The sequence below is a fragment of the Bifidobacterium miconis genome (assembly GCF_019331735.1).
In the GTDB taxonomy this organism is placed as follows: Bacteria; Actinomycetota; Actinomycetes; order Actinomycetales; family Bifidobacteriaceae; genus Bifidobacterium; species Bifidobacterium miconis.
Map to the genome: position 1 here is coordinate 73,316 of NZ_JAHBBH010000006.1, position 14,045 is coordinate 87,360.

General features: G+C 67.3%; 14 protein-coding genes and 1 pseudogene. 11 read left to right on the forward strand and 4 right to left on the reverse strand.

The window, feature by feature from the left end:
• Window positions 1-11: 11 nt before the first annotated feature.
• Window positions 12-674: pseudogene (locus KIH79_RS13205) on the reverse strand (ABC transporter permease); the annotation flags it as partial.
• Here KIH79_RS13205 and KIH79_RS12780 point away from each other — a divergent pair.
• The 3 genes from KIH79_RS12780 to KIH79_RS12790 all read left to right on the forward strand — a co-directional run bounded on the left by KIH79_RS12780 (window position 646) and on the right by KIH79_RS12790 (window position 1,290).
• Window positions 646-789, forward strand: a complete 144-nt coding sequence (locus KIH79_RS12780) for a hypothetical protein (RefSeq protein WP_236023572.1) — start codon at window positions 646-648, stop codon at window positions 787-789. The pseudogene KIH79_RS13205 and the gene KIH79_RS12780 sit on opposite strands and share 29 nt — an antisense overlap.
• A 3-nt stretch (window positions 790-792) precedes the next feature.
• Window positions 793-975: a hypothetical protein gene (locus KIH79_RS12785; RefSeq protein WP_236023573.1), complete on the forward strand. Its 183-nt coding sequence runs from the start codon at window positions 793-795 to the stop codon at window positions 973-975.
• Between the two features lie 99 nt (window positions 976-1,074).
• Window positions 1,075-1,290 (forward strand): hypothetical protein, encoded by a 216-nt coding sequence (locus KIH79_RS12790; RefSeq protein WP_236023574.1) that lies wholly within the window; start codon window positions 1,075-1,077, stop codon window positions 1,288-1,290.
• A 216-nt stretch (window positions 1,291-1,506) separates the two neighbouring features.
• Here KIH79_RS12790 and KIH79_RS03530 read toward each other — a convergent pair whose 3' ends face one another.
• Window positions 1,507-2,310 (reverse strand): ABC transporter ATP-binding protein, encoded by an 804-nt coding sequence (locus KIH79_RS03530; RefSeq protein WP_219058138.1) that lies wholly within the window; start codon window positions 2,308-2,310, stop codon window positions 1,507-1,509.
• Window positions 2,311-2,823: 513 nt separating this feature from the next.
• On the opposite strand from KIH79_RS03530, the gene KIH79_RS03535 reads away from it, so the two are divergent.
• The 8 genes from KIH79_RS03535 to KIH79_RS03570 all read left to right on the forward strand — a co-directional run bounded on the left by KIH79_RS03535 (window position 2,824) and on the right by KIH79_RS03570 (window position 11,700).
• The gene (locus KIH79_RS03535) at window positions 2,824-3,978 is read left to right on the forward strand and encodes a DmpA family aminopeptidase (RefSeq protein ID WP_219058139.1); all 1,155 of its coding nucleotides are present in this window, start codon (window positions 2,824-2,826) and stop codon (window positions 3,976-3,978) included.
• Window positions 3,979-4,105: 127 nt separating this feature from the next.
• Window positions 4,106-5,149 carry a dipeptidase gene (locus tag KIH79_RS03540; RefSeq protein WP_219058140.1) on the forward strand — a complete coding sequence of 348 codons (1,044 nt, stop codon included), beginning with the start codon at window positions 4,106-4,108 and terminating at the stop codon, window positions 5,147-5,149.
• A gap of 170 nt (window positions 5,150-5,319) precedes the next feature.
• Window positions 5,320-5,511, forward strand: a complete 192-nt coding sequence (locus KIH79_RS03545; protein ID WP_219058141.1) for a hypothetical protein — start codon at window positions 5,320-5,322, stop codon at window positions 5,509-5,511.
• A gap of 206 nt (window positions 5,512-5,717) precedes the next feature.
• Window positions 5,718-7,763, forward strand: a complete 2,046-nt coding sequence (locus KIH79_RS03550; RefSeq protein ID WP_420829349.1) for a beta-N-acetylhexosaminidase — start codon at window positions 5,718-5,720, stop codon at window positions 7,761-7,763.
• A complete protein-coding gene (murQ, locus tag KIH79_RS03555) occupies window positions 7,753-8,709 on the forward strand; it encodes an N-acetylmuramic acid 6-phosphate etherase (RefSeq protein ID WP_219058143.1) in 957 nt (318 codons plus the stop codon). Before KIH79_RS03550 ends, murQ begins: the two co-directional genes overlap by 11 nt.
• Entirely contained in the window at window positions 8,709-9,956 is a 1,248-nt protein-coding gene (locus KIH79_RS03560) for an anhydro-N-acetylmuramic acid kinase (protein ID WP_219058144.1), read from the forward strand. Before murQ ends, KIH79_RS03560 begins: the two co-directional genes overlap by 1 nt.
• On the forward strand, window positions 9,953-11,194 hold the full coding sequence (locus KIH79_RS03565; protein WP_219058145.1) for a serine hydrolase domain-containing protein: 1,242 nt from the start codon (window positions 9,953-9,955) through the stop codon (window positions 11,192-11,194). Before KIH79_RS03560 ends, KIH79_RS03565 begins: the two co-directional genes overlap by 4 nt.
• A complete protein-coding gene (locus tag KIH79_RS03570) occupies window positions 11,191-11,700 on the forward strand; it encodes a GNAT family N-acetyltransferase (RefSeq protein ID WP_219058146.1) in 510 nt (169 codons plus the stop codon). The genes KIH79_RS03565 and KIH79_RS03570 overlap by 4 nt, the downstream gene beginning before the upstream one ends.
• On the opposite strand, the gene KIH79_RS03575 is transcribed toward KIH79_RS03570, so the two are convergent.
• Both KIH79_RS03575 and KIH79_RS03580 read right to left on the reverse strand, forming a co-directional pair.
• Window positions 11,701-13,107: a M20/M25/M40 family metallo-hydrolase gene (locus KIH79_RS03575; RefSeq protein ID WP_219058147.1), complete on the reverse strand. Its 1,407-nt coding sequence runs from the start codon at window positions 13,105-13,107 to the stop codon at window positions 11,701-11,703.
• Between the two features lie 34 nt (window positions 13,108-13,141).
• Entirely contained in the window at window positions 13,142-13,942 is an 801-nt protein-coding gene (locus KIH79_RS03580) for a serine hydrolase (RefSeq protein WP_219058148.1), read from the reverse strand.
• Window positions 13,943-14,045 lie beyond the last annotated feature (103 nt).

Below are 14,045 nucleotides of genomic sequence, written 5' to 3' on the forward strand. Positions count from 1 at the left end.
TAGTAGCCGAACACCTGCAGGATGGTCGGCAGCGCGTTCGGCGTGACCACGCGCACGATCGTCTTGATCCAGTTGTCGCCCATGAGCTTGGCCGTGGTCTCCCAGCCGGCGTTCATCTTGGACAGCGAATCCTTGATCATCTGGTACGGGGTCGCGAAGTAGTGGATGATGTTCGCGGCGATGAGGATCCAGAACGTGTTCTGCAGGCCGGAGCCGGAGAACGCGAACAGGAACGCGATGCCGAGCACCATGCCAGGCACGGTGTTGATGATCGCCGAAATCGCGTCGACCGAGCGCTTCGCCCAGTTTGGCAGCTTGGAGCGCGAGGTGACGAGGCCCGCCGCGTACGCGAACAGGCAGCCGATGATCGCGGTCATCACGGCCACGTACAGCGAGTTCGTGAACACCTGCGTGAGCTCCGGGTCGGTGAACATGTTCGCGATGTGCGCGAACGTCGGCGCCGTGTTGAACGGCCATTCCGAGACGAACGGGATGAGCAGGATCACCGCGAACACCGAGAGCGTGCACACGAGCACGACCACGGAGGCGATGCCGCACGCCCAGTCGCGGCGCGGCCCCTTGGGCAGGTCGACCTGGCTGATCTGCTTGTAGCGGATCGCGAAGCGCTCCAACACGGTCATCAGGATGATCGAGATGATCGACGGGATGAGCATGAACACGGCGATCACGGCGCCGCGGTTGAAGTTCGGGATGCTCCCAAGCATCTGGTTGAACAGCGTCATCGCGAGCACGTCGTATTCGCCGCCGACCGACGTCGGAATGCCGTAGTCGGTGAACGCGAGGAAGAACGACTGGATGAACGCGACGGCCATCGTGCCGATCAGCGGGCGCAGCACCGTGTTCAGGAACGTGGTGAGCGGCTTGTCGCCCATGATGTGCGAGACGATGATGAACTTCTTGTCGACGAACTGGAAGCTGTTGTTGATCAGCAGGAAGCAGGTCGGCAGCGTGTAGATCACATAGCCGAGCAGCAGGCCGTTGAAGCCGTAGATGTCGAACAGCTGGTGGCCGCCGAGCAGCCGGGTGATCAGACCCTGCTTGCCGAACGAGTAGATGATCGCGAAGCCGTACGTGATGGTCGGCAGCAGCATCGGCAGCTGCGCGAGCAGGCCGACCGCGCGCTTGAATCCGGCGGGCACGTTCGTGCAGTTGATCGTGTATGCGAGCAGGAACGCAAGCAGCACGGCGACCAGCGCGGACGCGGCCGACACGGCCAGCGAGTTGGTGATCGAACGCGAGAATTCGGGGCGCGACAGCACGGCCGCGTAGTTGGCGAGCGTCGCGCCGCCGTTCGCCGTGGTGAACGAACGGATGATGACGAGCGCCATCGGCACGACGAGAAACGCGGCGAACGCGACGGCCACGATGATCAGCAGCGTCCACAGCTCGGTCTGCTTCGGCGCCTTCGGACGGCGTTCGTAGTTGACGATTTCGGGGCGGATGTTGGGCAGCTGGTTGGCCGCCTGGATCGATTCGGCGGACATGTCAGGCCTCCTGCGCGCCGGCGGCGACCGGCTGACGGTTGGCGTCGGCCGCGTGCGCGTCGCCCTCGTTGAACAGCGTGTAGATGTTGTTGCGCTTGACTTCGAGCTGGTGCAGGATGAACTTGCGCACGAAGTCGCTCGCCGGATGCTCGATGATGTTCTCCGGGGTGTCGTACTGCGCGATCTTGCCGTGGTTGATGATGAGCACCTTGTCACTCATCGTGCAGGCTTCCTCCGGATCGTGCGTGACCATGATCGTCGTGAGCTTGTACTGTTCGACGATCTGCTTGATCTTCGCCTTGATCGACTCCTTGATCACGCCGTCCAACGCGGACAGCGGCTCGTCGAGCAGCAGCAGCTTCGGCTTCATCACGAGTGTGCGGGCGAGCGCGACGCGCTGCTTCTGACCGCCAGACAGCTCGTCGATGCGCTTGCCCAGATGCTCCTCGAGGCCGAGCAGCGAAATGAGCTCCTTGATCTCCTTTTCGGAGGAGATGCCCGGGTTGTTGCGCAGGCCGTACGTGATGTTCTCGTACGCGGTCAGGTTCGGGAACAGCGCGTAGTCCTGGAACACGATGTTGAAGCCGCGCTTCTCCATCGGCACCTGCGTCAGGTCCTCGCCGTTGTAGATGATCTGGCCGCTGGTCGGATCGGTGATGCCCAGGATGATGTTGAGCAGCGTGGTCTTGCCGCCGCCGGACGGGCCGAGGATCGACATGATCTGCCCGTTGTCCAGCGTCAGGCTGATGCCGTTGAGGACGTGCGTGTCCCCGAACGACTTGGTGATGTTCTTCAGTTCGAGCATATTGCGCTACCTTCCGTAAGCCGCCTTCGGGCGGCCGTTGCCTCGCCGGCCCAACCATCCGCCGACGCGATGAGTTCGGTATTCAGTTATGAAGCATTCAGTTGTGGCCGGAAGCGGCGGCGTTGCGCCGGACCGTTCCGACCATGCGCTTGGGCACTATTCCATGGTGCTGCCGGTTTCGTGCTCCCGCGGCCGTTGCCGGCGAAAGATCGACGAAAGTATGGTGAACAGCGAGTAAAGCTACCCGTCGATCGCGTAGTTTTGTTGTTTTTGCGGGAGCGGCCGCCATGCCTGCGTCGTCTGACGAGGAGGTTGCTCGGGTTAACGGCCGTATGCCCGCGGCAATCCCAACGGCGTGCGGGCATACGGCCGTTGCGACGTGCCGAACCGGCCGTATGCCCGCACGCGCGTCGCATGCGCGGCATACATACGGCCGTCCGCAGGCACGCTACGGCCGTCCGCAGGCCGGCGACGTAACAAACGGGGCAACATGATGCGCGCACAATGACGGGCATGGGATTGAACGTTGACCTGAACGGGGAACTGTGCGCGTGCGCGAAGGGGCCGCGCAACCTCATCACCGACGTGCCGGGCGTGCGCGTGGGCCATGTGACGCTTGACGGAGACTCGTCGCTCGGCCCGCTGCACACCGGCGTGACCGCGATCGTGCCGCCCGGCGACTGCTTTGACCGTAAGTTGCCCGCCGCCGCGTACGTGTCCAACGGATTCGGCAAGTCGATGGGCCTTGTGCAGGTGGACGAGCTGGGCAGCCTCGAAACACCGATCCTCATGACCAACACGCTCTCGTGCGGCGCCTGCTTCGAGGCGCTCGTGCGTTATTCGCTCGCCGCGCACGGCGAAATCGGCGTGAGCACCGGCACCGTGAACCCGGTCGTCATGGAATGCAACGACGGGCCGATCAACACGATCCGCGCGCTCGCCGTCACGCCGCAGCATGGTCTGGACGCGATCGACGCGGCGGCGGACGCGTTCGACGAGGGCGACGTCGGCGCGGGCGCCGGCATGACCTGCTTCGGACTGAAGGGCGGCATCGGCTCGTCGTCGCGCGTGCTGTCGTTCGATGGACGCAACTACACGGTCGGCGTGCTCGCACTCACGAATTTCGGATCGCGCGACTGCCTGCGCATCGACGGACGTCCGGTCGGGCGCGAACTGGCTGCGGCGGACGCGGCCGGACACGCGAACGCTGTCGCGTACGACGACGGCAACGGTCGTGCCGACGGTCGCGTCGACGATCATGCGAACGATCGCGACAAGGGCAGCATCGTCGCCGTGATCGCGACCGACCTGCCGGCCGACTCGCGACAGCTCAGGCGCATGGCCAAGCGTGTCACCGTCGGCATCACGCGATGCGGCGGCTACATCGGCAACGGCAGCGGCGAAATCGTCGTCGCGTTCAGCACGGCCGCGCGCATCCCGCACTGGGCCGGCGAGACGCACACCGGCGCAACGTTGCCGATGATCGACACGGCCCCGCGACTCAGCGACAACGCGATGGACGACTGTTTCCGCGCGGTCGCCGCGGCCAGCGAAGAGGCGATCGTCAGCTCGCTCGCGCACGCGCGCAGCGTCGTCGGACGCGACGGGCGCACCACATGGTCGCTGCGCGACGCGACCGCCCGCGCCGGCATCACGCTGAACCTATGACGCCGAACCGATGACGGGTGCGCCGTGCGGCATGTCCCGTCCGGCGTCCGCCATACGGCCCGAACCTCGCCCGCTGCCGCCGCGCAGCCGCATCATACGAACATCCAACATAAAGGAGCACATCATCATGACCAACCCCATCATCCCCGTGTTCGACGGCCACAACGACCTGCCGTGGGAGGCGCGCGAAAACCGCGGCTACAGCGTCGAAGGCATCGACCAGGAGTTGCCGCAGACCCTGCACACCGACATTCCGAAGCTGCGCCGCGGCGGCTACCTCGCGCAATACTGGTCCGCCTACGTGCACAGCGACTACGCGGGCGGCGACGCGGTCATCGCCACGCTCGAACAGATCGATTTCGTGCACCGCATGTGCGCACGCTACCCGGAAACGTTCAAGCTCGCCACGACCGCCGCCGACGTGCGCGCCGCGCAGGCGGAGGGACGCATCGCCTCGCTCATCGGCATCGAAGGCGGCCACCAGATCGCCAACAACCTCGCCGTGCTGCGCGAATACGCGCGGCTCGGCGTGCGCTACATGACGCTCACCTGGAACAACACGAACGAATTCGCCGACGCGGCCGCCGGCGAGCACAAGTGGCACGGACTGAACGACCGCGGGCGCGAGATCGTGCGAGAAATGAACCGCATCGGCATGATCGTCGACCTGTCGCACGTGTCCGCCGACACCATGCGCGACGCGCTCGACGCCTCGCAGTTCCCCGTCATGTTCAGCCATTCGTCCTGCTATTCGGTCAACCCGCACCCGCGCAACGTGCCCGAGGACGTGCAGCGCAAGCTCGCCGACAACGGCGGCGTGCAGATGATCACCGCCGTGCCCGGATTCGTCTCCGCCGCCGTGCACGAATGGGTGGCCGCCGGCGAGCACGGGGAGCGGCCGGCCGTGAGCGTCAAGGACGTGGCCGACCACGTGGAGGCCGCGCGCGACGTGATGGGCGTGGACCACATCGGCGTCGGCGGCGACTACGACGGCACCGGCGCGATGCCCACCGGCATGGAGGACGTCGGCCGCTACCAGAACCTGTTCGACGAGCTGCGTTCGCGCGGCTGGAGCGAAGAGGACCTCAACAAGCTCGGCTGGAAGAACGCGCTGCGCGTGCTCGAAGCCAACGACGAGGCGTACCGGCAGTTCATGGCCGCGGGGGAGTGACGCGGATTTTTCGGACTGCCCGGCGTTTCGGGACGCGCCTGATGCGCCCATTCGGGAATGCACATGACACGCTTCGGTCCGCATCGCGGACACGCCCGACACGCCTATGCGGCGTTTCGCCGCCGTTCCGGTTAGCATCGTCCTAGGCGAAGATTTGACAGGAGTACACAATGGATCATCGCACGAAGTCGGACGGCCCGGTCATCGTCATCAGCGAGAAAGACTGGCGCGAATACGAGAAGCATGTGGACGAGGCCCATGCCGATCTCAAGCGTCTGGACGACGCGCTCGCCGCGCTCAAGGAGCAGGGCGGCAAGGCCGCGGCCGACACCGCTGAAGACAAGGCCGAGCAGGCCAAGTAACACCGTCCCGGTCCTCGGCCATATGCCGTCGGCGGTTCCGCCGGCAGAGGCCGCCAGTATTTCGACAGCCGTCCCGCGCCCCACGGCACGGGACGGCTTTGTCATACCTGTTTCATGGCGTAGCCATGGCTCGCCATGCCGGTTATGCGGTTTGACGGCCGCGATTGATGATGATCAATAAGGAGCGTTATATGACGAATGATTGCATGCCGGCGGTGCTGCCGGCGCCCCGCCGCGTCGATATGGGCGAGGGCCGCGTGGCCCTGCCGTTGCGCGGCAGGATCAACGAGGACGCGTCGGTGGGCGACGAAGGCCGTGTGCTGGCGGGGCAGATCGCCGGCGAGATCGAACGCGCCACCGGCATGCGGTGGGACATCGCGCAGGGCGGCCGCTGGAACGGTTTCGTTGAGCTGCGACGCGACGACGGCATGGCCCCGCAATCCTACGAACTGACCGTATCCGAACAGGGCGTGAGCATCGTCGGCGGCGGATTCGAGGGCGTGCGCAACGGCGTGCAGACGCTGCGGCAGATCATCCGGCAGAGCGGCGCTTCGCTGCCCCTGCTGCACATCGCGGACCGGCCGGACTACGCCGTGCGCGGCTACTATCTGGACGTCACGCGCGGCCGCGTGCCCACGCTGGACTGGCTCAAGCAGTGGGCCGACGAACTGTGCCTGTACAAGTACAACCAGCTGCAGCTGTACGTGGAGCACACGTTCCGCTTCGACGGCATGAGCGGCACCTGGCGCGGCACGGACGCGCTCGAGCCGAAGGACATCATCGCGTTCGACGACTACTGCGCCGCGCGCGGCATCGAACTGGTGCCGTCGGTGTCCACCTTCGGCCACCTGTACACGGCGCTGCGCAGCCGCGACCTGCGCGATCTGGGCGAATTCCCCGAAGACGCCGACCGGCCGTTCAGCTTCATCGAACGCATGGCCCACCACACGCTCAACATCGCGGATCCGCGTGCGCTGGAATTCTCCCTGCGCCTGATCGACTCCTATCTGGAGCTGTTCCGCACCAAAAAATTCAACATCTGCGCCGACGAAACCTTCGATCTCGGCAAGGGCCGCTCCCGCGCATACGCCGAGCGCGTGGGCGTGGCGACCATGTACGCGCGGTACGTGTCCGCATTGTGCCGGCACCTGTCCGAACGCGGCCACGAACCGATGCTGTGGGGCGACATCGCCCTCGAAATGCCGGAAATCCTCGGCCAGTTGCCCAAGGACGCCATCCTGCTGAACTGGCTGTATGCGCCCGACGTCGGTGACGACAAGGTGCGTCAGGTCGGCGAATCCGGCATACGGCAGTATGTGTGCCCGGCCGTGTGGGGCTGGAGCAACCTCGCCCCGCGTTCGAAGGACGCGTGGAGCAACATCTCACGCCTATCGGAATGCGGCCTGCGCTACGGCGCGGCCGGATTCCTCGTTACCGACTGGGGCGACTTCGGCCACGTCAACGATCCGCGGCTGGTGATCCCGGGCATGATCCAGGGCGCGGCCGCGGCATGGAACCTCGCCGGCAGCGGCGGACGCGACGGCATGGACGCGGTGGGCCGCGCCATCGACGCGATCGAATACGGCGACGCCGACGCGCGATATGCCGAAACGCTGGCCGCGGTGGACGACGACGCGACGTTCCGCTGGTACAACCTCGTGCAGTATCTGGAGTTGGACGACGGCAACGGCGGGCTGAACCATGGCGTCGCCGAGCTGCTGTACGCCGGCGACGAACGGCGGACCGCGTGGGTGCGCTCCGGCGCGGATCTCGCGCAGACCCGCGCGCGGCTGCTTACGGTGCTACGCGATCGGATCGCCGACATGCCGCGCGCCAACGACGATCTGCACGCCCTGCTGCTGCGCCTGCCCCGCGCGAAGGACGCCTCCGCGGCGACGAAGATCCTGAGCCCGCTGCTCGTCGCCGTCCACGGCCAGATGCTGCTGAACACGGCCGGATGGATCTTCGCCGTACGCGCCGGCGCGATCGACGGGCCGGAACCGGACGGGCTGGCGAACGCGACCGCCAAGGAACTGGAAGTCTGGGCCGAAACCTACGCCGCAGCGTGGCGTGACGTCAGCCGCGAGTCGGAGCTGCGCCGCGTCATGCGCCTGATCTGGCGATGCGCCGACGAGCTTCGGACGGAACCGGGCTCTCAGGAAGCCCGTGGGGACGTGTCCGAGAACGCGCCCGCAAACGCACTCGCGGACGCGCAGACGATCACACCGGAGGCCGCACACGATGTCGAATGACAATAGCGACAACAGCAACGACGACAAGTACGGCACGGAAACGTCCGTGGAACGCGAAATCAGCGGGCTCGGCACGGAAGGCGCGTCCGACCCGACCCTGGAACTGAACGCGCTCGGCACGGCCGATCTGGTGCGCGCGATGGAACGGCGCGACGCGGCGGTGTGCGAGGCCGTGCGATCGGCCACGCCCCGCATCGCCGAGGCGATCGACGCGATCGTGCCGCGGCTCAAACGCGGCGGCCGGCTCGTCTACGTCGGCGCGGGCACGTCCGGCCGGCTCGGCGTGCTGGACGCGTCTGAAATACCGCCCACGTTCGGCATGGATCCCAGCATCGTCGTCGGGCTCATCGCCGGCGGACGCGACGCGCTCGTGCGCTCGGCCGAATCGGCCGAAGACCATCCCGAAACGGGCGCGCGCGACCTGCGCGGCATCGATCTCACCGCCGACGACTGCGTGGTCGGCATCGCCGCCAGCGGACGCACGCCGTACGTCATCGGCGCGCTCGACGAGGCGCGCTCGACCGGCGCGCTCACGATCGCGCTCGCCTGCAACGCGTGCGCGGCGATCTCCGCGCACGCGGACATCGCGATCGAAGTGCCGGTCGGACCGGAGTTCGTGTCCGGATCGACGCGGCTCGGCGCGGGCACCGCCACGAAAATGACGCTCAACATGCTTTCGACGATCACGATGATCCGGCTCGGCAAAACGTACCGCACGCTCATGGTCGACGTGAAGGCGACCAACGAGAAGCTGGTCGCCCGTGCCATACGCATCGTGCGCGCCGTGACCGACGCCGACGAGACGCAGGCGCGACGGGCGCTCGAACAGGCCGGCTGGAGCGCGAAAACCGCGATCGTCATGATCGAACGGCATTGCGATGCAGCGGCGGCACAGGCCGTGCTCGACGACAACGACGGTTTTCTGGCAAAGGTGATCGATAGCTGATGCGCATTCTCGGCATGATTTCGGGCACGTCCCACGACGGCGTCGACATGGCGGCGGTCGACTTCCGCGTCGATTCCGCCAACCGGCTCATCGCGTCCATCGACTACGTGGACTCCATCCCGTACCCGGCGCCGCTGCGGGCGTCGCTGATCGGCGCGCTGCCGCCGGCCGGCATCGGATTCGAGCAGATGTGCAAGCTCGACACGCGTATCGGACGGGCGTTCGCCGACGCGGCCGTGCAGGCATTGTCCTCGTTCCGCCCGTCCGAACCGGTCGACGTGATCTGCACGCACGGGCAGACCGTCTACCACTGGGTCGAACGTAAGAAGGCGTACGGCACGCTGCAGATCGGACAGCCCGCATGGCTGGCCGAGGCGACCGGACTGCCGGTGATTTCCGACGTGCGCACTGCCGACGTGGCAGCCGGCGGGGAAGGTGCCCCGCTGGTGCCGCTGCTCGATCAGGTGCTGCTGGCATCCCGCCGCGAATCAGGGCTGCGCTGCGGCGCGCTCAATCTCGGCGGCATCTCGAACATCACGATCTGCAAGCCCGGCGCCGACACGCAGGCATGGGACATCGGCCCGGCCAATGCGCTCGTGGACGCCGTGGTCACCGACTCGACCCACGGCGCGCACACCTACGATCGCGACGGCGAACTCGCCCGGCACGGCCATGTGGACGGCGAACTGCTCGACCTGCTGCTGCACGAGCCGTATTACGCGCTGCTGCCGCCGAAAAGCTCCGGCAAGGAACTGTTCAACCTCGGCTACGTCAAGACGGCGCTCGCGAAGCTCGGCCGTTTCGTGCGGCTTGAGGATCTCATCGCCACGCTCACCGAACTCACCGCGGTCACGGTGGCCGACACCGTCAACACCGAGCGTCTCGACTACATGATCGCCTCCGGCGGCGGCACGCACAATCCGGTGATGATGGACCGCATCCGCGAACTGGCGCCGAACACGACGATCGAACCGAGCGACGCGATCGGCATCCCCGGCGACGCCAAGGAGGCGATCGCGTTCGCGCTGATCGGCTGGGCCGCCATGCACGGGTTGCCGGCCAACGTGCCCAGCTGCACCGGCGCCAGCGGGCCGCGCGTGCTCGGCCGCATCACGCCGGCGCCGCTCGGCGCGCGCAACAACCGCAAGGGCGGTCTCGCGCTGGTCGGAGGTTTTCCGCAGATCACGCCGCTGGCCCACTGGCCGAAGTCGCTGAGGTTCGTCGACGCGTCGGAGCGGGCGCGATGAGCGATGCGTTGGAAGAGCATGCGGCCGTCCGCGCGTTGATGGACTTGGGCGGGCGGGACGTGCGTCCGGCCAGTGCGGTCGTCGGCACGATCGACGACGCCGGCGAGATGCGCACGGCGGCCGCCGGCTGGGCCGTGCTGCCGCGGGACGTCGACGATGCGCGACCCGCCGTGCGACCCGCCGCGCGTCACGCCGCGCGCATGGACGTGCGGCGTCTGATCGACGTGGCGTCGGTGACGAAAATGGCTTCGACCACGATGCTGGCCATGATGCTCGTCGACGCCGGCGACCTGCGGCTGGACGACGCCGTATGCCGTTACCTGCCGGGGTTCGCCGACGGCGACAAGTCGCGCGTCACCGTGCGCCAGCTCATGACGCATACCGCCGGCCTGCGCCCGTGGTGGCCGTTGTATTGCGCGACGACGAGGCGCGACGAGGCGCTGCGCGTCATGGAACGCCTGCCGCTGGCCGCAGCTCCTGGTTCGGCGTGGCGGTACTCCGATCTGGGCATGTCGATGATGGGGTTCGTCATCGAGCGGATCACCGGCCGTACGATCGGCCGCGCGTTCGACGAGATGATCGCCCGGCCGCTGCACCTGACCGGCGGATACGGGCCGTGCCTGTCGTCGGCGCGCGTCGCCGACATCGCCGGCAGCTACGATTCCGACGCGTACGAATACGCGATGATCCGGACGCGCACACCGTACGACGTGCCGTACACGGTCGACGATTTCGCCGGCTGGAGGGAACACTGGGTTCCCGGAACGGTCAACGACGGCAATGCGGCGCACACGTTGGGCGGCGAATCCGGGCACGCCGGGCTGTTCGCCTCCGTGCCGGACCTGCTGGCCATCGCCCGCGCAGTGTGGCAGGGGCGACTGTGCTCGCATGACGTGCTGGACGAGTTCTCGCAGCCGATATCCGTGCACCCCGGTCAGGCGGTCGGTTTCCGCCGCACGGCCGTTGCCATGGGCGGACGCGAGGAAACCGTGCTGTACCATCCCGGGTTCACCGGCACGTGGTTCGGGTTCATGCCCTCGCGACATGTCGCCGTCGCCGGCGGGGCGATGCGCCTGTACGGCGGATTCGGCACGATCGACGGCATCCGCCGCGACCCCGCACGACGCGACCGCATCGCCTCCAGCGCCGGCATCGCACACGTCATGACCGACGCGCTGCGCGAGCGCGCGGCCCAATCGGCTGTGACGCAATCGACGTACGACGGGGCACTGTCATGACCGCGCGCAGACTGCGATTGGCCGGAGCCTCGGATACGCCGCGCATGGCCGCGATCTATCGGGAGGACCTGCAGCGCACATACCGCGGCATCGTCGCGGACGACTGGCTGGACGGACTGCGCATCGCCGACGCGATGACCACATGGCGCCGTTTCCTGCGCAAGACCGGGCATCAGTGCCTGCTGTGCGTGGACGAGTCCGGACGCGTGCTCGGCTTTGCCGGCTGGTATCCGAACAAGATGGATCGCAGCCGATTGGAATTCGCATCCCTGTATGTGGCCGAAGAATCGCAGGGCAGGGGCGTGGGCGGTCTGCTTATCCGAGCGGTGCTCGCCCATGCCCAAGCGCGCGGATACCGCACCGTCGCCATTCGTGCGGTATCCGACAACGTCCGCGCCGTCGCGATCTACCGCCACTACGGCGCCCAGCCGGTGTCCACCAGCACCTATCGTTTCGGCCCCACCCCCGTGCAATGCACCGACCTTGAATGGAAAATCGGCGGGTGATCACCGCCAGCGCAGGATGGCGTCGAGCGTGGTCTGGGCGAAGCGGAGCGAATCGACGGGGACCCGCTCGTCGACGCCGTGCGCACCTTGCGGCTGCTGGCCCTGCGCGCCCGCGCACGAGGGGGAGAAGCCGTACGCGTGGATGCCGAGCAGGCTGAACGCCTTCGCGTCCGAACCGCCGCCCGTGCAGAACGGCACCGGTACGGCCGTGGGATCCAATCCGCGCAGCGCATCCGCAATGGCCAGATAGAACGGCGTGTCGAGCGGCGCCTCGAGCGCCGGTTCGTGCGCGATGAACTCGCGCGTCACATGCTCGCCAAGCAATTCGTCGATCACGGCCAGCTGCCGTTCCTCGCCGCCGGGCAGCGTGCGCACGTCGATGCACGCCTGCGCCTGCTCCGGAATCACGTTCACCTTGTATCCGGCCGCGAGCATCGTCGGCACGCTCGACGGGCGAAACGCGCGGCGCACCACGTCCGCCAGCGGGCCGAGACGGTCCAGCAGTTCGTTCAGCGACGCGTCGGAGCGCGCTGCGGCCGCCGCGGCATCGGCACCATCCGCAATGACGGCATCCGCGCCGTCCGCAGCATCCAGCACGTACGTTTCGCCGCGCACCTGCCCGACGATTTCCAGAAACCTGCCCATCGTCGCGATCACCTCGTTCGGCCAGCGGTGGTGCGCCACGCGCGATACCGCGTCGGCAAGACGCACGACCGCGTTGTCGTCGCGCACGTACGAGCCGTGGCCGGCCGTGCCGTGCGCGGTGATCTTCAGGTGCGCGGTGCCGCGCTCGCCGCTGGCGATCGGGTAGAAGTTCACCGGGCGTCCGGCCGCGTCGGTCCACGGGATCTTCATGCCGCCGGATTCGCCGAGCGCATATCGCGCGCCCCCGAAGCACTCCGGATGGTTGCGCACCAACCAGGCCGCGCCGAAATCGCCGTCGGTCTCCTCGTCGGCCACGAACGCGAAATACGTGGTGTGCGCGGGCCGGAAGCCGCTCGCGGCCCAATCGCGCAGCACGCAGATCATCGCCGCGACGAAGTCCTTCATGTCCACGGCGCCGCGGCCGTACACGTAGCCGTCGCTCACCGTGCCGGAGAACGGGTCGAACGTCCACAGCGCGGGATCGGCGGGCACCACGTCGAGGTGCCCATGGCAGATCAGCGCCGGCAGGTCCGGGCGCGTGCCCGGCACGGTGACGATCAGGTTCGAGCGCCGCGGCGCGGATTCGAGCCGGCGGATCGCGAACGGCGTATCGGCGAGCAGGCTTTCGACGTAGTCCGCGCAGTCGGATTCGCCGTTCGACCGGCCGTGCTCGTAGTTTGTCGTGTCGAAGCGGATCAGCCGCGAGCAGATCGACACGATGTCGGTGTCGTGCGCGGCGACGGTGCCTGTGGCGTTCGTCATGCCTTGCTCCTTGGAATGAATGGACCGGGAGCCGTTAGCGCCGCCCGGCCATGGCCAGCGCCGCCGCGGCCACCGCGCGGATCGCCTCCTGCGCCGGCTGCTCCTCGTAGCCGCGCGTGCACACGGCCAACACCAGCAGATCATCCGAATCCGGGTCGTGAATGAACGCGGCGTCATGCTCGATGCCGTCCACCGACCCGGACTTCGAACCCCACGGCGTGCCTGCCGGCAGTTCGGTGGCGATCACGTCGTAGCGCTGACGGGACAGCGCCCCGCGCAGGAGCGCGCGGTTCTCCTCGCTGGTCCAGTCGCCGCGCACGGCGCCGAGCAGCAGCGCCGACAGCTCGTCGGTGGTCACTTCGTTCGGCGTGCCCGAATCGCGGGCCGCAAGGTCGCCGATCAGCCGTTCGATGTGCAGCCGGTCCATGCCGAATTCGGCGCACAACCGCTGCACGCGCGGAATGCCGATCAGCCCGAGCAGCATGTTGGTCGCCTCGTTGCTGGACCGGTCGATCATGATCTCCACCAGGTCGCGTACGCTCATCGGGTCTCCCACCGCGGGGAACTCGACGTCGACCTCGTCCTCGTCGTCGGCGAGCGAGAACGTGCCGCCCTTGGCGGACGTGAACTCGTGCGTGGCCGGCAGCGTCTGCTCCCAGCCGACGTTGCCCGCGTCGATCTCCTCGATCACGGCCATCGCCACGGCGAGTTTGATCGTGGAGGCCGCGTAGTACACGGTGTCGCCGTTGCGCGAGGCGAGGATGTTGCCCGCGGCGTCGCGCAGGGTGAAGCTGATGACGGCGGTGCCGTCGCTGTAGTCGCTGATCAGCGGCATGATGGGTTCCTTTCGTTGGATTGGTGTGCTGCTATGGGCGGGATGATGGTCGCCGGACGGTGTTCGCCGGGACGTTTGATCGCCGGGACGTTTCGGCGAACAC